Annotated in this window: 22 protein-coding genes; 11 read left to right on the top strand and 11 right to left on the bottom strand. The window is 41.0% G+C overall.

Features of this window, described 5'->3' with window-relative positions:
• Positions 1 to 8: 8 nt before the first annotated feature.
• Complete coding sequence (locus ABXG83_RS07155) at positions 9 to 1223, bottom strand: HD domain-containing protein (protein ID WP_353548168.1); 1215 nt, start codon at positions 1221 to 1223, stop codon at positions 9 to 11.
• A 221-nt stretch (positions 1224 to 1444) separates the two neighbouring features.
• Between ABXG83_RS07155 and ABXG83_RS07150 the strand changes: the two genes are divergently transcribed.
• The 5 genes from ABXG83_RS07150 (at position 1445) to ABXG83_RS07130 (ending at position 6493) form a co-directional block, all read left to right on the top strand.
• Complete coding sequence (locus tag ABXG83_RS07150; protein ID WP_353548167.1) at positions 1445 to 3001, top strand: response regulator; 1557 nt, start codon at positions 1445 to 1447, stop codon at positions 2999 to 3001.
• A gap of 211 nt (positions 3002 to 3212) precedes the next feature.
• Positions 3213 to 3485, top strand: a complete 273-nt coding sequence (locus ABXG83_RS07145) for a hypothetical protein (RefSeq protein WP_178888133.1) — start codon at positions 3213 to 3215, stop codon at positions 3483 to 3485.
• Positions 3486 to 3540: 55 nt separating this feature from the next.
• A complete protein-coding gene (locus tag ABXG83_RS07140) occupies positions 3541 to 4317 on the top strand; it encodes an MBL fold metallo-hydrolase (RefSeq protein ID WP_353548165.1) in 777 nt (258 codons plus the stop codon).
• Between the two features lie 33 nt (positions 4318 to 4350).
• Positions 4351 to 5199 (top strand): helix-hairpin-helix domain-containing protein, encoded by an 849-nt coding sequence (locus ABXG83_RS07135; protein WP_353548163.1) that lies wholly within the window; start codon positions 4351 to 4353, stop codon positions 5197 to 5199.
• A gap of 151 nt (positions 5200 to 5350) precedes the next feature.
• Entirely contained in the window at positions 5351 to 6493 is a 1143-nt protein-coding gene (locus ABXG83_RS07130) for an acyl-CoA dehydrogenase family protein (RefSeq protein ID WP_353548162.1), read from the top strand.
• 91 nt (positions 6494 to 6584) lie between these two features.
• Here the strand turns inward: ABXG83_RS07130 and ABXG83_RS07125 are convergent, their stop codons facing one another.
• The 4 genes from ABXG83_RS07125 to ABXG83_RS07110 all read right to left on the bottom strand — a co-directional run bounded on the left by ABXG83_RS07125 (position 6585) and on the right by ABXG83_RS07110 (position 9419).
• Positions 6585 to 6884 carry a transcriptional regulator gene (locus tag ABXG83_RS07125; RefSeq protein WP_353548161.1) on the bottom strand — a complete coding sequence of 100 codons (300 nt, stop codon included), beginning with the start codon at positions 6882 to 6884 and terminating at the stop codon, positions 6585 to 6587.
• Entirely contained in the window at positions 6881 to 7516 is a 636-nt protein-coding gene (locus ABXG83_RS07120) for a hypothetical protein (RefSeq protein WP_353548160.1), read from the bottom strand. The genes ABXG83_RS07125 and ABXG83_RS07120 overlap by 4 nt, the downstream gene beginning before the upstream one ends.
• A 66-nt stretch (positions 7517 to 7582) precedes the next feature.
• Positions 7583 to 8380: a TerC family protein gene (locus tag ABXG83_RS07115; RefSeq protein WP_353548159.1), complete on the bottom strand. Its 798-nt coding sequence runs from the start codon at positions 8378 to 8380 to the stop codon at positions 7583 to 7585.
• A gap of 7 nt (positions 8381 to 8387) precedes the next feature.
• Positions 8388 to 9419 (bottom strand): quinone-dependent dihydroorotate dehydrogenase, encoded by a 1032-nt coding sequence (locus ABXG83_RS07110; protein WP_353548158.1) that lies wholly within the window; start codon positions 9417 to 9419, stop codon positions 8388 to 8390.
• An 80-nt stretch (positions 9420 to 9499) separates the two neighbouring features.
• Here ABXG83_RS07110 and ABXG83_RS07105 point away from each other — a divergent pair, with 80 nt between their 5' ends.
• Positions 9500 to 10714, top strand: coding sequence for an acetyl-CoA C-acyltransferase (locus tag ABXG83_RS07105; RefSeq protein WP_353548157.1), 1215 nt, complete (start codon positions 9500 to 9502; stop codon positions 10712 to 10714).
• 73 nt (positions 10715 to 10787) lie between these two features.
• Here the strand turns inward: ABXG83_RS07105 and ABXG83_RS07100 are convergent, their stop codons facing one another.
• On the bottom strand, positions 10788 to 11426 hold the full coding sequence (locus ABXG83_RS07100) for a hypothetical protein (protein WP_353548156.1): 639 nt from the start codon (positions 11424 to 11426) through the stop codon (positions 10788 to 10790).
• Between the two features lie 260 nt (positions 11427 to 11686).
• Here ABXG83_RS07100 and ABXG83_RS07095 point away from each other — a divergent pair, with 260 nt between their 5' ends.
• A complete protein-coding gene (locus ABXG83_RS07095) occupies positions 11687 to 12520 on the top strand; it encodes a universal stress protein (RefSeq protein ID WP_353548155.1) in 834 nt (277 codons plus the stop codon).
• 1 nt (position 12521) lies between these two features.
• On the opposite strand, the gene ABXG83_RS07090 is transcribed toward ABXG83_RS07095, so the two are convergent.
• Positions 12522 to 14204 (bottom strand): NAD+ synthase, encoded by a 1683-nt coding sequence (locus ABXG83_RS07090; RefSeq protein WP_353548154.1) that lies wholly within the window; start codon positions 14202 to 14204, stop codon positions 12522 to 12524.
• 118 nt (positions 14205 to 14322) lie between these two features.
• Here ABXG83_RS07090 and ABXG83_RS07085 point away from each other — a divergent pair, with 118 nt between their 5' ends.
• Positions 14323 to 15324, top strand: a complete 1002-nt coding sequence (locus ABXG83_RS07085) for a hypothetical protein (RefSeq protein WP_353548153.1) — start codon at positions 14323 to 14325, stop codon at positions 15322 to 15324.
• On the opposite strand, the gene apaG is transcribed toward ABXG83_RS07085, so the two are convergent.
• The gene (gene apaG / locus ABXG83_RS07080) at positions 15325 to 15711 is read right to left on the bottom strand and encodes a Co2+/Mg2+ efflux protein ApaG (protein WP_353548152.1); all 387 of its coding nucleotides are present in this window, start codon (positions 15709 to 15711) and stop codon (positions 15325 to 15327) included. It lies immediately after the preceding gene.
• 151 nt (positions 15712 to 15862) lie between these two features.
• Between apaG and ABXG83_RS07075 the strand changes: the two genes are divergently transcribed.
• The 3 genes from ABXG83_RS07075 (at position 15863) to ABXG83_RS07065 (ending at position 19710) form a co-directional block, all read left to right on the top strand.
• Positions 15863 to 17317 (top strand): NADP-dependent isocitrate dehydrogenase, encoded by a 1455-nt coding sequence (locus ABXG83_RS07075; protein WP_353548151.1) that lies wholly within the window; start codon positions 15863 to 15865, stop codon positions 17315 to 17317.
• A 114-nt stretch (positions 17318 to 17431) separates the two neighbouring features.
• Entirely contained in the window at positions 17432 to 19060 is a 1629-nt protein-coding gene (locus ABXG83_RS07070) for a pyruvate dehydrogenase complex dihydrolipoamide acetyltransferase (protein ID WP_353548150.1), read from the top strand.
• 131 nt (positions 19061 to 19191) lie between these two features.
• The gene (locus ABXG83_RS07065; protein WP_353548149.1) at positions 19192 to 19710 is read left to right on the top strand and encodes a hypothetical protein; all 519 of its coding nucleotides are present in this window, start codon (positions 19192 to 19194) and stop codon (positions 19708 to 19710) included.
• Between the two features lie 86 nt (positions 19711 to 19796).
• On the opposite strand, the gene ABXG83_RS07060 is transcribed toward ABXG83_RS07065, so the two are convergent.
• The 3 genes from ABXG83_RS07060 to ABXG83_RS07050 form a co-directional block, all read right to left on the bottom strand.
• Positions 19797 to 22118, bottom strand: coding sequence for a zinc-dependent metalloprotease (locus tag ABXG83_RS07060; RefSeq protein WP_353548148.1), 2322 nt, complete (start codon positions 22116 to 22118; stop codon positions 19797 to 19799).
• Between the two features lie 228 nt (positions 22119 to 22346).
• The gene (locus ABXG83_RS07055; protein ID WP_353548147.1) at positions 22347 to 22793 is read right to left on the bottom strand and encodes a hypothetical protein; all 447 of its coding nucleotides are present in this window, start codon (positions 22791 to 22793) and stop codon (positions 22347 to 22349) included.
• Positions 22794 to 22899: 106 nt separating this feature from the next.
• On the bottom strand, positions 22900 to 24747 hold the full coding sequence (locus ABXG83_RS07050; RefSeq protein ID WP_353548146.1) for a PQQ-binding-like beta-propeller repeat protein: 1848 nt from the start codon (positions 24745 to 24747) through the stop codon (positions 22900 to 22902).
• Between the last annotated feature and the right edge of the window lie 52 nt (positions 24748 to 24799).

The raw sequence follows: 24799 nt of genomic DNA, 5'->3' as shown, positions 1-24799 counted from the left end.
GTCGATGGTCATGTCAATAGACAAATGTAATTTTTTTTAACCGGTGCTGAAAGGTTTTGATGTATCAGGGCATTATCAACTTGCGAAATGTCTTTTACAGTTTGGTCTCTGAATAATATATTGATCCTTTCATCCACGGTCTGATACAATGTATTGGTTGCCTCACCCGTAAAGCACAGGTAATGGATAGATGCAAGTCCAATGCCAAACTTTTCGGCCGCTTCTTTTTCTTTTGCTTTTACAAATTCCTTATCGAATGGTTCCGCCTGGATTCTGGATTTGTATAACTGTCTGTTGAGAAAACGTGTGCAGAGTAAGGAAAGAATGGTATCCGGATGTTTTGCCCATCTTTTTAATGCGTGCATGATATCATGATCATCTAATGAACAGAAGAGGTCCAGTGTGTCATCATTCATCAGTCCGTTGAAATCGCCAAGAAAAAAATCAATGGCAGATTGTGTTTTTAAATCAGCATCGCCAGGTTGATAGATCTCACGAACACGCTCAAGTATTTTAACAAGCATTCTTTCAGCAGCGAGCACTGTTTTATGCAGATATACCTGCCAGTACATCTGTCTTCTTGCTACCAGAAATTTCTCAACACTGTAAATACCTTTTTCTTCGATCATCAGCTGACCATCATGCACCATCAGCATTTTAAGGATACGGTCATAACCAATGACTCCTTCACTGACACCACAAAAAAAGCTGTCTCGACTTAAATAATCCATCCTGTCAACATCCAACTGACCACTGATCAATTGATGCAGAAATGGTTTATGGTATTGGTCAGTGAAAATGGCGATGGCCAAGGATAGTTGTCCATTCAGATCTCTGTTCATCTTCTCCATGATCTGTAATGAAAGCTGTTCATGGTGAACGCCTTGAACCACTACCTGCTCCAATGCATGAGAGAAGGGGCCGTGTCCCACATCATGTAACAGAATGGCCGCTTTTACAGCGGTTTCCTCATCAGAAGTAATGTCGATGCCTTTCCCTCTCAGTTCATTTACCGCATTTCCCATTAAATGATATGCACCAAGTGAATGATGAAGCCTGGTATGCACTGCACCAGGATATACCAACTGCGCCATGGCCATTTGTTTGATGCGACGCAGGCGTTGGTAGTAAGGGTGAGCGATAATATCAAATATCAATGGATGATTAATGGTAATAAAACCATATACAGGGTCATTGATGATTTTTCTTTTCAGATCGGGCATACCTGTTGGTGATTTGTTAAATCGGTTGTTAAGGCAGGCTGCAAAAATACAAAGAGATACCCGATAAGACAGAATGAAATAGATTTACGGTTCTTAAACCTTATAAACGCAACAATAACCCAGCCTATTCTTTACTGTTACACAAACCGTATTTATTTCTTTATTTTAACCGGTAAATGAAGCCATCAAGTTTCATTTCATGTAATCAGTCAAAGTAGCATATGCCATTAGCCAACATTTTATGGGTCGATGATGAGATCGAAAGCCTTCAGTCACAAAAAATATTTTTGGAACAAAAAGGGTATACAGTTACTACCCTGACCAATGGATTCGATGCGATTGAATTTGTAAAAACCGAGCCTGTAGACGTGGTTTTGATGGATGAGACCATGCCTGGCATTACCGGATTGGAAACCTTGGTTCGCATTAAAGAGGTTAATAGCAATATCCCGGTTGTACTCATCACCAAAAATGAAACCGAGAACCTGATGAATGAGGCGATCGGCAGACAGATCAGTGATTATTTGATCAAACCTGTGAATCCCAATCAGGTATTGCTTAGTTTGAAAAAGATCATTGACAATAAACGATTGGTCGCTGAAACCACTACCACTGCTTATCAGCAACAGTTTCGAGAGTTATTCATGGCATTGAATGATAATCCTGATTATAATCAATGGATGGAGATCTATAAGAAACTGGTGTATTGGGAATTGGAAATGGAAAAGAGTGATAGTCCGGAAATGCGTGAGGTATTTCACACTCAAAAGCAAGAAGCCAATACCGAATTCTTCAAATTTATTAGTAAGCATTATGCATCATGGGTATCACCTTCTTCAGCGGCATCACCTATCATGAGTCATCAGTTGTTCAAGTTTAAAGTGCTGCCACATGTTGAGAAAGGAGTGCCACTTTTTTTTGTTCTGATCGATAATCTCCGATTTGATCAATGGAAAGCGATACAACCAACCTTTGCAGAGAGTTTTCGGATACTCGAAGAAGAAACCTTTTACTCAATTCTGCCCACTGCCACACAATACTGTAGGAACGCCATTTTCGCAGGATTAATGCCAGTAGATATCGAAAAGCAATTCCCGCAATTATGGAAAAATGATGAAGAAGAGGGAGGGAAAAACAATGAGGAAGAAACTTTCTTTCGCGCTCAGTTGAAACGACTGAAAAAAGAAGATCTCAAGATCAGTTATCATAAAATTTTAAATCACAATGATGGGCAACAGCTTGTAAACAATATCCATAATCTGTTGCAGAATGACCTTAATGTGATCGTATACAATTTTGTGGATATGCTAAGTCATGCCAGAACAGAAATGGAAGTGTTGAAAGAGTTGGCAAGTGATGAAACAAGTTATAGAAGTTTGACCAAAAGCTGGTTTGAACATAGTCCGCTACATCAGGCCCTGAAAAAGATTGCCGATAAATCAATCAAAGTGGTGTTGGCAACAGATCATGGAAGTGTACGTGTGAAGACACCGCATAAAGTGATCGGCGATAAGCAAACAACTACGAATCTGAGATACAAACATGGGCGGAATCTGAATTTTGAACCAAGAGATGTACTGGCATTCAAAGATCCTAAAGAGGCAGGGTTACCCGTACCGAATGTGAACTCCTCTTACATATTTGCCAAGGAAGATGGGTTTCTTTGTTATCCGAATAATTATAACCATTACGTTAACTATTACCGAAACACCTTTCAGCACGGGGGTATCAGTCTTGAAGAAATGATTGTACCGATTATTAAAATGGTGAGTAAGTAGCTGCAAGCTATCAGCCTCAAGCTGCAAGTAATTGAATGAGATTGCTTCATTAGCTAAAAGCCCATGTAGCCTGCAGCTTGTAGCTTGAAGCTCTTAGCCCAAGGTTCGCAGCTAAATGTGAATAACTAATCCCCGCCGCGCCCCTGCAAACAAGCCCCGAATCTTACATTTGCTGAGTTATTGTTTCATGATTTAATGACCGATTAATAGGATGAAATACACACAAACTACTTTAGATAAATTGGAAGACATACTTGGTGAATCCGAGTATGTGGTGCGCTATGAAAGAGGTACTTTTCAAAGTGGATGGTGCCTGTTAGAAGCCAAGCGTATCGTGGTCTTGAATAAGTTCCTGAATATCGAAGGAAGAATCAATACATTAATGGAGATCATTCCACAACTCCAGATCGATTTTGATAAGCTGACCTTAGAGTCACAAAAACTCTATGAGGAAGTGGTGAAAAAATCAGCCACTGAGGCTTAGTTTTTTGCGGGAAATACGCTGACGGCATCTGCCCATATTTCCATAGATTTGATCTGTGCACAATCCTTCTCTTACCATAACATTTTTGGGGACTGGTACCAGTAGTGGTGTACCAATGATCGGCTGCGACTGTGAAGTGTGTACTTCTACCAATCCACAAGACAATCGTTTAAGAAGTAGTGTACTCATTCAATCTGCACTAACTTCTTTGGTGGTGGACACCACACCTGATTTTCGATATCAGATGTTGCGTATCAATAACCGAAGACTTGATGCTGTAGTATATACACATCCACACAAAGATCATTTGGCCGGACTAGATGATATTCGCGCCTATAATTACTTTACGAAAAAGCCCATGGATATTTATGCCAATACCTTGACAGAGGAGGCATTGCGCAGAGATTATTATTATGCGTTTTCTGATACACGATATCCTGGTGTGCCTGAGTTGAATTTGATCACTATTGATGAACAACCTTTTTTTGTTGGCGATATACCTGTGTTACCGATAGAAGTTTGGCATTACAAGATGCCTGTATTTGGTTTTCGTTTTGGTGATTTTACTTATATCACGGATGCTAATCGTATCGAAGAATCAGAGAAAGAAAAAATACGCGGCTCAAAAATATTGGTATTGAATGCACTTCGAAAAGAAAATCATCTTTCACATTTTACATTGAGTGAAGCAGTATTACTTGCGGAGGAATTAAAAATACCTCAGGTATATTTTACACATATTAGTCATCAGTTAGGTTTACACGAAGTAATCAATGGCGAATTACCTTCTCATATGCAACTGGCATATGACGGATTGCAATTGAGATTATAACAGAAAGAAAAGGCATACAATCAAATCCATTGTATGCAGAAGAAGTCACGCGCTTACGACCAGTTCAGCAAGAAGGAACGCTTGGGTATCCTTGCTTTCGTGGTCATTGTTTTGTTGTTATTGCTCACCCCATACTTGATCCCACTCCAACCATTACCTGATTTATCTGTAATGACCAAACAAGGAAAAAAATGGAAAGCTATGCTGGATGATGAACATAATACAGAAGAGACACATCCCAATACGATTCCCTTGTATCCTTTTGATCCCAATAACCTTTCGATAGAAGAATGGCAAAGATTAGGAGTGCCTGTTGGTGTGGCTAAGCGGATCATCAATTATGTAAATAAGGGTGGACAATTTCGCAAACCAGAAGACCTGCGGAAAATATGGGGTATGCCACAATTAATGGCTGACCGTTTGATTCCTTATGTCAGAACCAATTACAAAGAGCCTGATTTCAAGCAAACAACGCGCAATATTCAGGCTATTGATATCAATACAGCAGATCTGGAAGCTTGGAAATCTTTGCCCGGTATCGGAGAGGTGCTCGCCGAGAGAATCATCAAATGCAGAGAGCAATCAGATGGCTTTAGTAATATGGAGGAATTGAGTGCTGTTTATGGATTAAAGGATAGTCTTTTGAAACAATTGGCGCCTTATTTGCAGATCCATCAGTCGAGTCTGAAAAAGTTACCGTTGAATCGAGCGTCCGCTTATCAGATCGTTTCCAAAACAGGTATTTCCATCGAAGTTGCAAAAGCAATTGTACGTCGACGTCAGGAACAAGGTTGGTTCGCTGAGATGGATCAGTTATTGGAAGTACCCGGGTTTACGAAAGATTGGTTGAGCCGATTCCATGCACTATTCTTCATTGAATAAAAAAATGTTAACCTATAAACCATTTTTGGAAGGAATATCAAAAAGTAGTTCTTTTGCACTGAAAACTAACAAACGGTCGTTTGTTTTCAGAAGGTTGCCTTAGTAACGATTGCTTAGTTAGGCAACCTTCGTCTATTTAAAAAGTATCATTATGCATTTTCAACCTACAGAACTAACAGAACAGGTAGCACAAACAGCTAGGGATTTTGCTCAGCAGTATATTCTTCCGCATGTAATGGAGTGGGATGAAAGCCAGGAGTTTCCGGTAGCTGTTTTCAAGGAAATGGGAAAACTGGGCCTAATGGGGGTATTGGTACCTGAGCAGTATGGCGGCGCTGGATTAGGCTATTTTGAATACAATGCCATCATTCAAGAGATCTCAAAAGTTTGTGGGTCTGTAGGATTGAGTTTGGCTGCACACAATTCATTGTGTACGAATCATATTCTTTCTTTTGGAAATGAGGAACAAAAAAAGAAATGGCTACCGAAGCTGGCTACTGCTGAATGGATAGGTGCTTGGGGACTTACAGAGCCGAATACGGGTAGTGATGCTGGAAATATGAAGACGGTAGCTGTAAAAGACGGAAATGATTGGATATTGAATGGTACCAAAAGCTGGATCACACATGGTAAAAGCGGTGATATCGCTGTTGTTATCTGCAGAACAGGAGAACCCAGAACCAGTGGTAATTCTACTGCATTTGTGGTAGAAAGAGGTACTGCAGGTTTTTCGGCGGGTAAAAAAGAGAATAAACTGGGCATGCGTGCTAGTGAAACAGCTGAGATGATCTTTGAAAACTGTCGCATTGCTGATGCGAATCGATTAGGTGAAGTGGGGGATGGGTTCAGACAGGCAATGAAGATCCTAGATGGTGGCAGGATATCAATCGCGGCGCTATCAGCTGGTATCGCGAAAGGTGCTTATGAAGCGGCCACCAAATATTCGAAAGAACGCTATCAGTTTGACCAGCCCATCAGTAATTTTCAGGGTATTAGCTTCAAACTTGCTGATATGGCTACAGAGATCATGGCATCTGATTTACTCATCTGGCAGGCATGTGACCTCAAAAACCGTGGTCAGAAGGTAACCAAAGAAGGGGCTATGGCGAAGTATTATGCGAGTGAAGTGGCAGTAAAAACTGCTACTGAAGCGATCCAGATCTTCGGTGGTTACGGCTATACAAAAGATTTTCCTGTAGAAAAGTACTATCGTGACGCAAAATTGTGTACTATTGGTGAAGGAACTTCTGAGATCCAGAAACTGGTGATCTCCAGAGAGGTTCTACATGGATAGTCTCTTTTCGATTGCTTGCTTATATCTAAAGCCCTGTTAATCGCAGGGCTTTTTTTTGTGCAGACTTTAACCAACTGCTGATCAAATCCGATCAACTCAAACCCTTGATCATCTTTTCAAGCGCATCAATATGTGCTTTGAATGCTTTCTCTCCCGCTTTTGTGATGGCATATGTAGTGTTGGTCTTCCTACCAATGAAACCTTTTTTCACAAGGATGTATCCGTTTTCTTCCAATGTCTTTAAATGACTGGCAAGGTTTCCATCTGTAACCTGTATCAGTTCTTTCAACTCATTGAAGTTTACTTCATCATTCACCATGACGGCACTCATGATACCAAGCCGAACACGACTATCAAAAACTTTATTTAATTGTTCGATCGGATTTTTCATGCTCTTTCATATTTCCACCACATCAGTGCACCATAAATGATATGCAACAATCCAAATCCAATTCCCCAGGCGATAATGCCATAATGTAAAAATCCAAGTGTGATCAAGCCCAATAATAATTCACTGATACCTAACCAACGTATTTCAGAAACAGTGTATTTACTTCCGTTCAGTAGTGCCAAACCATAAAAGATGAGACAAACCGGAGCGATCAATCCTGTCAGATTCCAATTCAATAAATACACTACCATTACTGCTCCTGCACAAAAAGGAATGCTTGTATTAATGACCAGTCTTCGCACTGTACTGTTCCAAAGTGATGCGTATGTTTTTTTAGTTCTAAACCAGGTAAAGACAATAGCGAAAATGAAAGAACAAATGAAGCATGTGATACCGGTCAGTAACAAACTTGCTTTTTGTTCAGGATCTAAAATGAGCAAAACCGGGTTTGATGTTTCAATACTGCTGCCCAATGAAATATTCCAAATTGGCCACACATAACTTACAGCACCTAAGGCGCAAAGTCCGGCAGCAATACCACTCAGTCCACTTAAACTGATGAACCGACTGCTTCGATCCATGATCTGTTTGATATCCTGAAGTGTATCCAGATGTTTTTGTTCCTCTTTCATAAAAGCACTTTGAGATTAAAAGTAAACAGATCAAAACAAATTCCGCCTTTTTTCTCCACCCAAAGATCAATGAGCCATATCAGAGTCACGGGTTTCCTGCTCCGGGATAACAGGTGAGCGTAGTTCAACCGGCTTCACATATTTCTTTCGCAATTGCATATTCAATAACTCCACCACAAATGAAAATGCCATCGCGAAGTACACATAGTTTTTAAGATGCAATTCATGTGCATTCACACTATCCCATCCTTCTACGATCAATACAAAACCGATCATTACCAAAAAAGACAATGCCAGCATTTTTAAGGTTGGATGTTTATGGATGAAGTTGGAGATATTGGTACTGAATAAGAACATCACGATCATTGCAACGATCACGGCAGCGATCATGATTTCGATATGTTTGGCAGTACCACCTGCTGTGATGATGCTATCAAAACTAAAGACCATATCGATCAGCATGATTTGAAATACTGCTGCAGCAAAACCGAGTTTTTTTTGAGCGCCTCCATGCAGTGCTTCTTCTTCACCTTCCAGTTTATGATGTATTTCACGGACTGTTTTATACAATAAGAACAAGCCTCCTGCTAACATTACCAAACTGGCCAGATCAAAATCTTTACCCCATGCACTAAATACAGGTTTTCCTTTTTGTGCCAACAACCAGCCCAATCCAAACAACAAAATGATACGTGTACTCATGCCCATGATCATCCATAACATTCTGGCACGTGGCTGATGCTTTTTATCCATCCGGTTCATGATGATGCTCACAAAAATCACATTATCGATTCCCAATACCACTTCAAGAATGACAAGGATCAAAAAACTGATCAAACTTTCTGATGTCAATAGATGTTCCATAAATGATTTATAAATGCTTACAAATTTGTTTCACGATACCAGGACCTTCATATACAAATCCTGTCCATACCTGTACCAAGCTGGCTCCTGCGTTGATTTTTTCTTTGGCATCTGCTCCATTGAAAATGCCGCCACTGGCGATAATTGGTATTTGTCTTCCGGTTTTTTCCGAAAGATATTGTACTACTTCTGTTGATCTTTTTTGTACCGGCTTGCCACTCAATCCTCCCGCACCTATTTTTTCGATGCTGGATGCTGGTGTACGAAGCTGCTCTCTGCTGATCGTGGTATTGGTGGCAACAAGTCCATCCAATTTCACCTCAAAAGCCAGTGCAACGATATCATCCAATTGTTCCTTCGTAAGATCAGGTGCAATCTTTAATAATAATGATTTAGGATTTGTTTTTCTCTGATTGCTGTTTTGTAGTTCACTGAAAATTTTTTTCAAAGAATCTTTTTCCTGCAATTCTCTGAGACCGGGTGTGTTGGGAGAACTTACATTCACCACAAAATAATCTACCAGATCATGTAACGTGTCAAAGCATGTCAGGTAATCTTTCCATGCATCTTCATTGGCGGTTACTTTATTCTTTCCAATATTACCTCCAACGATGAGCGATGAACGTTTTTTCTTATGCATCTCCAATCTGCCTGCAATGGCTTTCGCTCCATAATTATTAAAACCCATTCGGTTGATCAATGCTTTATCAGCGGGTAATCGGAAAAGACGGGGTTTATCATTCCCGGGTTGTGGGAGGGGGGTTACCGTTCCAATCTCTACGAATCCAAAACCCAAAGCTTCCAACTCATTCAGGTACAGTGCGTTTTTATCAAATCCTGCTCCTAAACCAACCGGATTCGGAAATGTTAGGCCAAATACCTCTTTCGCCAATCCGCTTTGTTTGGGTGAGAATGATCCGGCAATCAGTTTTTTCAAGGGTTCTACTGAACAAACACTACGGAGAATATCCATCGAAAAATAGTGTACATCCTCAGGTGGGAAACAAAAAAGCAATTGTCTGATAAGCGGGTAGATCATGGTGCTGCGAAGATAAGGGGCAATTGATTTCGGGAGGAGAAACCGCCCTCCGTTAAATTTGGTTGCATAAACAACTTTTTTTGAAAAATTCCCTACATTTGGTAGGTAAAATCGAGTTTATGCAGGAAGCCTATATCGTAGCCGGTTACAGAACGGCCGTGACCAAAAGTAAACGTGGTGGATTCAGATTTTTTCGCCCGGATGATCTGGCTGTTGAAGTCATTAAAGGATTGATGGCTGCAGTGCCGCAATTGGAGGCAAAGCGAGTGGATGATGTGATCGTGGGAAATGCCGTTCCGGAAGCTGAACAAGGTTTACAGTTCGGAAGAATTATTTCTGCTCGTGCATTGGGAATAGATGTTGCCGGTTTTACCATTAACCGCTACTGTGCCAGCGGATTGGAAAGTATTGCGCTTGCAACTGCAAAGATCAGAACCGGTATGGCTGACTGTATCATTGCAGGAGGTACAGAAAGTATGAGTCTCGTTCCAACTGCAGGTTGGAAAACAGTTCCAGCCTATTCCATTGCTAAAGATGAACCTGACTATTATCTAAGCATGGGTTTAACAGCGGAAGCAGTGGCCAAAGAATTCAAAGTGACAAGGGAAGACCAGGATGCATTCGCTTATCAGTCGCACCAGAAAGCAATGAAAGCCATTGAGAATGGATATTTCAAATCTGGCATCTTACCTATAACAGTAGAAGAAACATACCTGAATGAGAAAGGTAAAAAGGCTGTTCGTTCTTATGTTGTTGATACAGATGAAGGAGTACGTGCCGATACCAATATTGAAGCCCTTGGAAAATTGAAGCCTGCTTTTGCAATGGGTGGAAGTGTTACTGCAGGTAATTCTTCTCAAACGAGCGATGGCGCTGCTTTCGTGATCGTGATGAGTGAGAGAATGGTTGTTGAATTAGGATTGAAACCCATCGGACGACTCGTGAATTGTGCTTCTGCAGGAGTTCATCCAAGAATCATGGGGATTGGTCCTGTTGCTGCTATACCCAAGGTACTCAAGCAAGCCGGAATGAGTCAGCATGATATTGATTTGATAGAGCTCAATGAAGCATTTGCATCACAATCTTTAGCGGTGATACGAGAACTCGGATTGAATCCTGATATCGTGAACATCAATGGTGGCGCTATTGCCTTAGGACATCCATTAGGTTGCACAGGTTGCAAACTCACGGTTCAGTTATTGAACGACATGAAACGCCTCAACAAAAAATACGGAATGGTAACCGCTTGTGTTGGCGGCGGACAAGGTATTGCCGGGATCATTGAGAACCTTTAATAGTGATTAGATAACAGTTGATAGTTGACAGTGTTTAATTCTTCCTGTCAACTATCAACTGTCATCCGTAGTCTCATCTTCCTGTTTCAATAAACTCCCCCCTTCCATTCACCACACCTCTTCTATCTCTAAACAATCCAGATACATTGGAGGCATTTCTTTGTGCCATTTCGGCGATGTCTTTTTTATTGGCTTCATAGCCGGGGCCACGTGCTAAGAGTCCGCTTAGTACTTGTCTTTGTGAGTGATACTTACTGGCTGTAATTCTTTTGCGATATAGTTGATCACCTTGTATGATGGTCATATTGGTATTAAAGAAAACAGAGTAAGTAGCTTGTTTACTGATAGATCCGTCGGTATTTCTCGAACGTTGTATCTCATCCTGACTAAACCCTCCCTCATAATTTTGTAAGAGGATGATGATGTTCGCTTTGTATCGCTCCATGATCTTTGCACGAACATTATTATCATTTTGAAGAAGCAATGCTTTTTCTCCTTCTGTCAATGTGGTATCAGTGAACACAGGCATTTGAAGATCCTTCTTCAGCACATCCGGTAGATTAGAAAAATAAATTCGTTTGATCTGTGTCACTACTTCTTCTCTTTTTTTTGTCAATGCGAGTCCGGGGGTATATACATCACCGGCATCAACCAATACAATTGACTTAGAATAATATTGAACAGGTATTTCAGCCATAATGGTTTTCTGCATGAAAGAGGGGCTTTTACAGCCCGCAAAAAATGATGTCGCAGCTATTACACATAAAAGAAATCGAAATAGATTTTTCATGATCATAAATTTCGAGCGCGAAGGTAGTAGCGTGCTGTTAATGAATTTGTTAAGGCTACACGATCTGCCTTTTACAGGTGATAAGCGGTGCTGTTAATGGATTAAAAAGAAATCCTATTAACTGACCGATGTCATTTTTTATGGGTATTGCTATGAGTAGTTTTATGGTATAAACAAGCATTATGAAAAAGATACTCGTTCCCACTGATTTCTCTGCTACAGCTAAGAATGCTGCATTGTATGCATTTAAACTGGCTGAACAATTGCGTGCTGAAGAAGTGATCTTGTATCATGGTTATCAGGCACCTGTGAATATAGATCCTATGGTTCCAACGATAGTAATGCCAGATATTGATACATTGAAAGAAAGTAGTGAACATGCGTTGGCACACTTTAAATCAGTAGTATGTCCCTTTTGTGAACCCTCTATCAAAGTCACTACCCTGGCTAGATATGATCATTTGGGAGATGGATTAGATAGCATATGTCATGAAACAGGTGCAGGACTGATCGTTATGGGAATTACCGGCGCCAGTTTATTGGAAGAAAAACTGATCGGTAGTAATACATTGAGTGTAGCAGAGAATGGAACCATTCCTGTGATCATTGTGCCATCAAAGGCGGTATTCACCAAGATAGAGGAAGTAATGCTTGCTTGTGATTTCAAAAAAGTGGTAGAGACAACACCTGTTCAGCCCATTAAAAATATTCTCGATGCCACCGGAGCAAAGCTTTTTGTTTTGCATGTAGATCATGAAAACAAACAATGGTCTGCAGATACACCTTTTGAAAGCCTGATGTTGGATACACTTTTGTATGGTTATAAACCTGAGTACCTGTTTGAAAACAATGACAACTTTGTTGAAGCAGTCAATATTGTGGCACTTGAAAAAATGGTAGACCTTATCATTACCATTCCGAAAAAGCACGGACTATTCGCAGGACTGTTTCATAGTAGTGCCACTAAAAAATTGGCTTATCACAGTAATGTGCCCATAATGGTGATACACGAATAAATTAGTTCAAGTATTTGCCTACTATGGGGACTCTTCTACCTACGCCAAAAGCTTTGGGGGATACGCGAATGATCGGACAAAACTGATTTCGTTTGTATTCATTGTTGTTGACCATCTTTAATGTTCTGTCTACTAATGCCCTATCATAGCCCATTGTTTTGATCTCGGCCGGACCTTTTCGTTTTTCTATGTATTGATAGAGTATCTGATCCAATACAGTATAATCTGGTAAACTATCACTGTCTTTTTGATTCGGTCTTAATTCTGCACTCGGCGCTTTGGTAATAATATTCGCAGGAATGATCTCTCTCTGACGGTTGATATATTGTGCCAACGCATACACTTGTAGTTTATAACAATCTCCCAATACACCTAAGCCCCCAGCCATATCTCCATACAAGGTTCCATAACCTGTTGCCAATTCACTTTTATTGGAAGTGTTGAGGAGGATGTATCCGAATTTATTTGCAATAGCCATCAATAAATTACCCCTGCTTCTGCTTTGAATGTTTTCTTCTGCCAATGAAAATGGCAGGTCATTGAAAACAGGTTGTAATGTTTGTAAAAAAGACTGGTAAACTTCATCAATGCGGATGATGTCATAAGGGTTACCCAGATTCTTACTTAGCTGAACTGCATCATTCACCGAGTGATCAGTAGAATAAGGCGAAGGCATCAAAATGGCACGAACATTTTCTTTGCCTAAAGCATCACAGGCAATCGCAAGGGTAACTGCTGAATCAATACCACCGGAGGATCCAAGGATCGCTTTACTGAAACCCATCTTTGAAAAATAATCACGGATGCCCATGATCAAGGCATCATAGACCTGAGCAATGTTCAACGCAGGTTCTAAGGTAGCGGGATTTAATTCTTTATCAGGTACACGGCTTGCTGGTTCCAAAACAGGAGCATTGATACTGCCGTCATCATTCAGTTCCCATGTAGCCATCGCTTCTTTGAACATCGGTAAAGCACCACAGAGATTAGCGTCTTTATCGAATACCAACGAAGCACCATCAAAAATGATCTCTGTTTGGCTACCCACAGAATTGCAGTAGAACATAGGAATCTTATACTTCTGCACATTGGCTTTGATCACCGATTTTCTGTCTTCGTCATGGGTATAATCAAATGGCGATGCACTGATGTTCAACATAACATCCGGTTGTTGGTCCATCAACTGATCCATCGGACAAATTCTGTACAATGGGTTGTCACCGAGATTCCAGATGTCTTCACAAATAGTGATCGCTAATTTCTTTCCTTTGAAAGGAACGATCTTCCATTCATAAGCGGGTTCGAAATATCGGTATTCATCAAACACATCATAAGTAGGCAATAAAGTTTTGTGTATCTCAGCTTTAACTTCCTTTTCATACAAGAAGAAAGCTGCATTAAAAAGATCTTTACCCTTTTGTATTTTATTGTGCGATGGAGAGCCGATTAAAACACCAATCGTATCTGCATGTTCACGGATCTGATCAACAGCCTGATAACACTTATCAATAAAATCACTGAATTCTACAAAGTCTCTGGCAGGATAACCGCATACACTCATCTCACTGAAAATGATCAGCTCTGATCCTTCAGCTTTGGCAGCTTCAATGGCTGCAATGATCTTACGTGTATTCTCTTCAAAATTTCCGATATGATAATTCTGTTGTGCGATACTGATCTTCATGAAACCTTCCATTTACGATGATAGGATACAAAGTTCAGTAACTTTTACATAGGTTTTATAGGATTCTTTGCAGGTAGCTGATGGTTTTATCAGCATCTTTGTCAAAATTCAGGTTGATATGCGCCGATGGTATTTGTTTCCACTTCTGATGGTACTCTTTGCTTGTGGTGAGAAAAAATTCATCCCCGATGTTACGGGCATCGAAGCTCCGCTTAGCTTACAAAGATTTGAACAGTCATTTTTCACACTTGACACTACAAAACTCGATGAATCTTTATTGGATCTCACGAATGAATATCGTGGCTTTCCACAGGATTTCCTGTTCAATATCATGGGCACTCGTCCGGATGCAGTGCGACAAGATATTCCAACCTTCATTCGGTCGTACCAGCCTTTATGGAAAGAGATACAAGCGAAATTCAAAGACATGACCGAGGAAGTGAATACAATACAATACGGGTTGAAAATGGTCAAGTATTATTTCGCTGAATATAAGCTACCGGAAAGGGTCATTACTTTTATTGGCCCCTTGAACAGTTATGGAAGTATCATAACACCAGATGGATTGGCCGTAGGATTGCAATTGTATCTCGGAGCTGATCATCCTGTTTATCAAAGTGAAGAAGGCCAGCAGATGTATCCCAAATACATTTCGAGAAGATTTGATCGGGCTTATATTCCGGTCAATGCCATTAAAAATATCATCGATGACCTTTATCCACCCAATTATGCTGACAAGCCATTGGTAGAACAAATGATTGAGGCCGGAAAAAGATTGTATCTGTTAGATCAATTTCTTCCTGAAACAGCTGACACGTTGAAAACAGGCTATACAGCCAAGCAGCTGGAAGGTTGTTTAGAGAATGAGAAGAATATTTGGAGTTTCTTTATACAAAACAATCTATTATATATTGTTGATCCAGAAATGGTGCGTGATTATATGAGTGATGCACCCAACACTACTGCATTAGGGGAAGCATCTCCAGGTTTTATCGGTCAGTTTGTTGGATGGCAAATCGTAAAAAAATGGATGGTCAAACAAAAAGACCCACAGAATCTGATGCGATTGATGGAAACGTCTGCCAAGAAAATTTTTGAAGAAGCAAAATATAAACCTTGATCAATTCATTTTAGCAGGAACGATCATATCGAAAGAGGGGATATTGACATCGAAGAAAGTTTTGGTATCCTGATTTTCCATGAGATAACTGCCATGCATTCTTCCCATCTCCGTTCGTAAGTTACAACCGCTAACATATTGGTAATGCTCACCCGGACGTAATATAGGCTGTACGCCAACTACGCCTTCACCTTCTACTTCACGATGTTCTCCATTGCTATCGAAAATATGCCAGTGTCTGCGCAGTAACTTAATGGTGAAATTGTTGTGATTTTCGATGGTAATGCGATACGCAAACATATACTCTCCATTCAGCGGGTTGCTGTAATCAGACTGAAAAAAAGTCTCTACACTGATCTCAACCCCTTCTGAAATTTTGGATACCATGCGGGAGATTTTGCTTGAGGTAAAAGTAGGGAAAAAAGTCCATGGACCATCGTCCATCGTCCATCGTCTATGGTCCATGGACGATGGACTTTTTTAACACAAAAAAATACCTCCCAACCCTTACCTTCGCAGCACTTTAAAAAAAGGAATTATGACAAAGATTGCCGTAGCTAAAGGGGATGGAATTGGTCCCGAAATCATGGATGCTGTTTTGTCGATTTTTGATGCCGCCAAAGTGCCATTGGAATATGATTTTGTTGATATGGGTAAATGGGTGTTTGACAAAGGCTACAGCAATGGAATGACCCCGGAAGCTCAGCAAACGATCGAGTCATTGGGGATCCTTTTTAAAGGACCGATGGAAACACCCAAAGGAAAGGGTGTGAAGAGTGTAAATGTTACAGCTCGGAAAACATGGAATACGTATGCGAATAAGCGCACTTTCCAAACATTACATGGTGTAGATACTGTATTTAGTAAAGCGGGTATTCCCATTGATATCACCATCGTTCGTGAAAACATTGAAGATACTTATGGTGGTATCGAACATATGCTGACGCATGACGTAGCATTGAGCCGACGCTTCATCACTCGTCCGGGAAGTATGCAGGTGATCAAGTATGCATTTGAAATGGCGAAGAAAAAAGGCGCAAAAAGGATCACTTGCGGACACAAAGCCAATATCATGAAGATCACTGATGGCTTGTTCCTTGAAGTATTTTATGAAGTAGCAAAAGAATATCCTGAACTGAAGGCTGATGATGTGATTGTTGATGATCTCTGTATGAAATTGGTTAGTCGCCCTGATCTTTTTGATGTAGTGGTACTAACGAATCTTCAGGGTGATATTGTGAGTGACCTTTGTGCAGGATTAGTGGGTGGACTAGGTTTCGCTCCTTCAGCCAATATTGGAGATCATATTTCAATTTTCGAAGCCGTACATGGAACAGCTCCGGATATTGCAGGAAAAAACATTGCCAATCCAACAGCACTGTTATTGAGTGGTATCGGTATGCTGCGTCACTTGGGATTGATGGAAAGTGCTGCGAAAATTGAGAACGCATTGTTGTATACACTCGAAAGCGGAATTCATACCGGTGACTTTGGAGATAAGGGTACTCCTTCTTCTGACACCACCACTTTTGCAAATGCCATTATCAATAATTTTGGAAAACAACCGGAACATAACCCCAAACCTGTTCTTGCAGATTTACCGGTGACACAAACTGTTTTCAAACTGGAGAGAAATCCGATGTTGGAAAGCAATGAAGAATCAGAAGAAAGAATCGTGGGTGTTGACATGTTTATTGAAAGCAATGAACAACCACAATTGGTAGCAGAAAAATGTTTGCAACATACTTTGGATCTTTTTAAGCTGGTGACCATCAGTAACCGAGGTACACAGGTATGGCCAAAGGGTTCTGTATTTACCAACCTGATCAACCAATACCGTTGTCGCTTTGAAAGTGTAGGCGAGGTAGGGCTGACCCAGGTAGATATCCTTGAATTATATAAGCGATTATCGACCGACTTTAAGATCTGTTCAACAGAGTTGTTGAATGCATGGGGTGATAAAAAGGGATATAGCCTGGCTCAAGGTCAGTAAAACCCCGATTTGACCCAATTTGATAGAAAAAACAAGTGCTAGCGGCTTGGAGCTCGCAGCTTGCCGCTTTTTTCCTAATTTCACGGCTCATTTAAACAGCGCAATCGAAACTATATGGCCGAAGTGATTTTAATGCCCCGCCTGAGTGATACCATGACCGAAGGTGTTATTGCCGCATGGCATAAAAATGTGGGTGATGCAGTAAAGAAAGGAGACCTCCTCGCAGAAATCGAAACCGATAAAGCCACTATGGAGCTGGAAAGCTACCAGGATGGTATTCTTCTACATATTGGAACACCGAAAGGTGGGAAGCTTCAGGTAAATGACCTGCTGGCTATTTTCGGTAAGGCCGGTGAAGATATTTCAGCATTATTGGCACAACATGCCGGAGGAAATGCATCTGCTGCTCCAGCAGCCCCTGAAGCATCGCCGGCTCCTGTTGCCGCTTCATCAGCACCCGTACCTGCTATGGATGTATCAAATATGGAAGAAGTGGTATTGATGCCTCGTTTAAGTGATACCATGACCGAAGGTGTGATAGCCGGATGGCATAAAAAAATAGGTGATACCGTTAAGAAAGGAGAAGTGCTGGCTGATATCGAAACTGATAAAGCCACCATGGAACTGGAAAGCTATAAGGATGGTGTATTACTGTATCAGGGTGCGCAACCCGGAGAAAAAATTCAGGTGAATGACCTGCTTTGTATCATCGGTAAAGAAGGATTGGATGTGAATGCGATTGTTCAGGCAGTGAAAGCCAATGGCTCTGCTGCACCTTCTTCTGCACCTGCAGCACAACCTGCTACTCCTGCACCAGCTCCTGTTGCATCTACTCCGGTTCAAACTGAGACCGTTATCAATGAAGGACGGATCTTTGCTTCTCCATTAGCCAAAAAGATCGCCGGTGAAAAAGGTATTGATCTTCGTTATGTAAAAGGAACTGGTGACAATGGGCGTATCACAAAAAATGATGTTGATGCATATGTTCCGGCCGCTGCTACAGCTCCGGCTTCACCAGCAGCTAAGTCTGCTGCTCCAATAGCAACAGCTCCTGCCGGACAAGTAAGTTTTGAAGATGTTCCTGTTTCTCAAATGAGAAAGACCATCGCTCGTCGCTTAAGTGAGAGTCTGTTCACAGCACCGCATTTCTATCTCACCATGACGATCGATATGGATGCAGCTGTTGCAGCACGTGCTAAGATCAATGAAGTGGCGTCTGTGAAGATCAGTTTCAATGATATGGTATTAAAAGCAACCGCATTGGCACTGAAACAACATCCAAAAGTGAATAGCAGTTGGCTGGGCGATACGATCAGATACAATCATCATATCAATATTGGTGTTGCAGTTGCGGTAGAAGATGGATTATTGGTACCTGTAGTTCGTTTTGCTGATACCAAATCACTCAGTCAGATCGGTGCTGAAGTAAAAGAATACGCACAAAAAGCAAAAGATAAAAAATTACAACCTGCAGATTGGGAGGGAAGTACTTTCACGATTTCTAATCTGGGTATGTATGGAATTGATCAGTTCACTGCGATCATCAATCCACCAGACTCTTGTATCCTTGCCGTAGGTGGTATTTCACAAGTGCCTGTTGTTAAAAACGGACAAGTAGTTCCGGGCAATATCATGAAAGTGACATTGAGCTGCGATCACCGTTCTGTAGATGGTGCAACCGGTGCTGCATTCTTACAAACCTTAAAGTCATTGTTAGAAGAGCCATTAAGAATGCTCGTATAATAAATGATTCATAATATGATCAGTAAAAGCTTTTTCCGCAAGGGAAAAGCTTTTTTTCTTGTATTTATGGGGTTTAAAGGGTATTTTGTTCTATTGCTTTCTAATTTATCAAAGTAAATAAACCCTTCAACATGAGAAAAATCTTAACCATCGCTGTAATGGCAACCCTTGTTTTTAGCTGTAAAAACACCGAAGAAAAAAAAGAAGTAACAGCAGATGTTACCTACCCGTATTCATTAGAAAAACCTGATAACTGGGATATCGGAAGTAAAGAAAATACCTTACTTGTTATGAACGCCCTAAAAGCGTTCGAAGAAAACAAAGTAGAGGATTGTCTTTCCTATTTTGCTGACACAGTCAAATGGCGTGCTGATTATATGGACCAAACATTTGTCAAAGACAGTCTGAGAACTGCGATGACGAATCTGAGAAATTCAATGCAGGCGATACAGGTTAAAATGGGAGATTTTGAATCTGTTGTTTCTAAGGATAAAAAAGACGAATGGGTGACCCTATGGTATACTGAAATTGTTACGGATAAGGCCGGTAAAACAGATTCATTAGCGATGATCAATGATATCAAAGTTTCGAAAGGAAAAATTGTTGAGCTCAATGAATCTATTCGCCATTTCCCTGCAAAAAAACTATAAAGCACCCTAAGCTATTTTCAAAAAGAGAGCCGCTGATTTGTTCAGCGGCTCTCTTTTTATACTCACTACCCACACTCATCACAAACTCACCACTCATCACACCCGATCGGTGCTCCTGGAGCTATTTCTGCATGTTGGGGCAGTTCAATGTCTTTAGGTTTTTCAATTCTTTCAACTGCATACAGATAATGAGCACGCCATGTAACAGGATTCAAATCAGCTTGTCTTTTTGCGTACGCTTTTAAATTATTCAATCTGTCAAAGCAAATAGATTTCACCATGTAGTTGGCATTGTTATGCTGACTTAAAGCAAGTAACCACGTCAATACGATCTGTTGTGTTTGCGCTTGAACCTGACCTTTTAATCCTTCCTGCTTTGGTGCCATCCAAGTTTTTTGAATGATGGCATCCAATACTTCACCCCAACCCAAAGTCCCTTTTTGTGCTTTGAATTGTTCGAGTCTGTTCGCTCTTTCTGCATTGAATAAAAAGCCCAATTCAAAATGCGCCAAGGCTTCCGCTGCTGCCATCGGATCAAAACTCATCCCTGTTCTTTTCGCAAAAGTTTCTCCAACACCATAATACAATGGCGGTCTGGGAGGAATCATCAAGCTGATACGATCAGGTAAAGTGAGTACATCCGGTGATAAACAATCCAATGCGGCTTTCAGTGCTTTTTGCTGAATAGCATTGTCCAGTATCTGTGGTTGTTGTTGTACATCACCACGAACATTATAACTGTAATTCATACCGCCGATCAGTTTTACTACGGCTTCGATCTGATAACGATGATAATTGTATACCGGCACCAATACATCTTCTAATCTGGACATTGGCATGGCTTCCTGAATGGCTTTTTCAGAGAATTGATCCAATGCTTTTTGTCGAACCTGTAATACATTTTTTAATTCATCGGTCACATCTTTTCCATTATCCCATAAGTGGGCATAGGGATGTAGTCCACCGGCAGCTCTGGCATCCGCATCTGCTATGAACAGTAATCCTTTTTTGGTATTCTCTTCCAGTAAATTCTTCAAAGCTTTTTCCTCATTGGTACCATCGGGGAAATCCTGATAGCCATAGGTGATGGCTCTTTTATCCCATTCGCCGATCTCATTGGTATATACTTTCGAAAAATCGATCTCGCCTTTACTGTTTACGAAAATATTGGGATGCGGATAATCCATCACCGATCCACGGTCATTATAACTGGATGCATAATTGTGTTGTAATCCGAGTGTATGACCGATCTCATGGGCCGATAACTGGCGTAAACGTTGCAGTGCTGCTTCCCGCATTGTAGCAGGAACAGGTTTGCCGGTTTCATAGGGTGACAGGAGTCCTGTAAAGATCAAATGATCCTGACGCACACGTAAAGAGCCCAGTGTTACCTGTCCTTTGATGATCTCACCGGTACGAGGATCAGTAACAGATGCGCCATAACTCCATCCTCTGGTTGAACGATGCACCCAATTAATCATATTGTAACGGATATCCATTGGATCGGCATCATCCGGTAACATTTTAATGATGAAAGCATTTCTGTAACCCGCTGCTTCAAAGGCCTGATTCCACCAGCGACCACCTTCCAATAATGCAGAACGAATAGGTTCAGGTGTGCCATTGTCTAAATAATACACAATAGGTTCAACCGGATCACTAATGGCAGCTGTTGGATCTTTCTTTTCCAGTCGATGACGGGAAATAAACATCTGTTCAATGGGTTCGGTAAATGGACTACTGAAATCAAAATAGCTGATACCAAAATAACCACTACGGATATCATACTTACGAGGCTTGTATTGATTATCCGGTAGCTGTACAAAAGAGTGATGCATGCGAACGGTGATGGCTTCAGAAGAAGGGGTTACGGCATTCACAAATCTACCCGCATCACTACCTCCGGTAAAAGTAATGATGGCTTCAAACTCACTATTCAAAGGGAAATTGCGGGTATTCGGAAGATAAATCGCAGAGCGAGATTCATTGAATGTATAAGAACCCTGACGCATCCCACGGATACGATCAGCGATACCGTGTGCATCTCTTAAAAAGAAGGAAGTAGCATCTACCAACACTTTATCACCCTCATCTTCATCAATCGTAAAGCCTGCAATGGCCGATTGAGCAAATGATTCTTGTACTGCTTTTCTTTCTTTTTCATCTGATGAGTTGGTGCGATAACGATAGTTAGGCTGTATCATCAATAATTTCTTACCTATTTTATGAAAGGTCACAATACGGGTACTACCCAATTGTCCACGATCAAGCCCGACATCATTAGATCCTAATCCGGCGGGCAGAGAATTCACATAAAGAAACTCTTGATTCAGTTTGTCTACCTGTAACCATATTTTACCGGTATTCGCATCCCACCAATAAGTGAAATAACCATCATACCGTTTCATGTTCTTTGTTTTCTCGTTGATCTTCGATGAGGTGTTCTGCGATTGTGTTTGCAAAAACAGCAAACAACAACAAGCCCAAAGCAGTGTGCGCATGAAAAGAAGTTTTGGTGAAGAAAATGAATGCTTATAAAGATATTTTAAAAAGAGACGTAGCTCTATAAAATACAAATAAAAATCCTGTTACTAGAACAGTAACAGGATCATTATAAATTTGATATCAATCGCTGATTAAGCGTTGAATGGAATTTCCGGATTGCTTACAGCCGGTGTTTCAACAGGTGCAGGAGCTGGTGCCGGAGCAGGAGCTGCAACTGGTGCTGGTTTGCTCACTTTCTTAGGAGCGGTTTTTTTCTTAGCAGCTGGCTTTTTTGCAGCTACTTTTTTAGGAGCAGCCTTCTTCGCTGGAGCTTTTTTTGCTGGGGCTTTCTTTGCTACTTTCTTTTTAGATGCAGCTTTTTTAGGAGCGGCTTTTTTCTTAGCAGCTGGTTTTTTTGCAGCAGCTTTTTTCACTGCTTTTTTAACAGCAGCTTTCTTTTTAGGAGCAGCCTTCTTAGCAGGTGCTTTTTTCTTAGCAGCTTTTTTTACAGCTTTTTTAGCGGCCTTCTTTACAGCCTTTTTTGCAGGAGCTTTCTTCGCTGCTGGTTTTTTAGCGGCTTTCTTTTTAGCTTTTGCCATGATGGTTAGTTTGTTGTTGTAAATGATGAGATAGGAAAGTTAGAAAATAATTTGCGAATTCAAAGTATTAGTTCTTTCAAAAAATGTTAACGGGCTATACACATCCTTATTCTTTCACTTCCAGGAGGGTCACTTTGCCATCCATGGTTGCTGCAATGATCTGTTTATTGCTCAGCATATTCACAGTATTCACCATCGAATTGTCGATCTTATACACCCATTTTTTCTCCTGTTTCACCGGGTCAACGGCATATACTCTTCCACTTTTTGTACCAAAAACGATGGTATTGTCTTTTTCTATCAGCATTGAGGGAACATGCTCGTAACCAAAGCCACAGTTGACTTTCCACGCAACAGACTGCTTTTCCCTAGAGGTAGGGAATGCGACTATCCAATCATTCATGGTTTTTCCGTACACAAATTTTCCGTCATTGGAAATACCGATAGATTCTCTGACCGTGGCTTCATTGTTTCTCCATAATGTTTTACCGGTTTCCAGGTCAATTGCATTGATGTAACGATCTGGTGCTACCACATACACTACCTGATCTTTGATCACCGGAATACAGGCTGCCGGTGAGAAATTCAATACGGTAGATCCATTGTTCCACTGCCAGATCAACTGTCCATTGCTTTTATTCAAAGCATAAAGATTCCGATCCCATGCACCAAAAATGATCTTCTCTCCCTCGATCACAGGTTTACTCATGACCGGGCCATTCAATCCTCCAAAACTCCATATTTCTTTACCCGTAGCAAGCTCCAGCGCCCTGAAATGGTGGTCACTCGAGCCGATATATACCTTGTCATTTTCAATGAGCGGTGATCCCAAAACAGCAGCACCTGTTTGGTATTTCCAGATCAGTTTTCCTGTGTTGTTTTGTAAACAATACACCCATCCGTCTCCCGAACCCATGATCACTTGCTTACCCGCAATAGCCGGAGAGGAAAAAACAGAACCTAGGGTTTGAAACTTCCATTTTTCTTTTCCTGATACTATATCCACTGCAGTGATCGTTCCCATACTGTTCCCAAAAAACACCAGTTTACCATCTGTAGCAGGAGTAGAAATGACATTGGCAGGAGAGTGGTGTACCCATTTGGCTTTTACATTGGGAAAACTATCATTGACAGCATAAGAAGGACGCATGCTTGCTGCACTTGTCTGATAATCATGTTGTGCGATCCGAATGCCCGTCCAGGAAGCACGGGTTTCCAGTCCGGGTCTGCGTTCTGAAAAGAGCATAGAGTCAGCACGTACATCCACCAAATTATACCCGCCGATCTCAGCCTTTGCTCTCAGATTAGAGCGACCCATCACCGCAGGAATACCTTCAAAATTCATGGCTTTATTGGCATGACCATGACCACATAACGCAGCGATGGTATTCTTTTTTTTCAACCTGTCGATGGCTTCATACCAATTATCCAGTCCATTATCCAGTGGATAATGATTGAGGAAGACAATCGGCTGATCTTTCTTTAGCTGGTTCAATTCTTTATCGAGCCAATTCACGGCATCACGCGGGATATGTCCATCACTCATACGCACATAAGGCCCGGAAGCGCAACCAATGAAAGTAATACCATTGTGTTCAAAGATGAACTTATCATAACCAAAGACCTGAACAAAAGCAACACCCCCTGTTTCACTCCAACCGGTATCATGATTGCCGGGAATGATGTAGTAGGGAACTTTTAATTCACTTAGGATCGCTTTGGCCATCTTGATCTCTTCTGTTGTTCCTAATTCCGTGATATCACCGGTAAGTACCACAAAAGCGATATCGGTCATTTGATTGATATCTGCTACGGTTCTTCTTAGATCTTCTTCTGCACTGCCATTGGGAGAGCCAATATGCGTATCAGAGATAAAAGCAAAACGAAAAGGTTTGATCTGTGCCTGAATGTTGATGGTCAACATTACCAATGCAACAACAACTAATTTCTTCATGGTGGAAAGTTACGTACTGTAAACGGATCATAATACTGTAAGTGTTATTGTA

Source organism: Sediminibacterium sp. KACHI17 (genome assembly GCF_040362915.1).
In the GTDB taxonomy this organism is placed as follows: domain Bacteria; phylum Bacteroidota; class Bacteroidia; order Chitinophagales; family Chitinophagaceae; genus Sediminibacterium.
The sequence above is the reverse complement of the archived record's forward strand: the minus strand, read 5'-3'. Positions and strand labels throughout refer to the sequence as shown.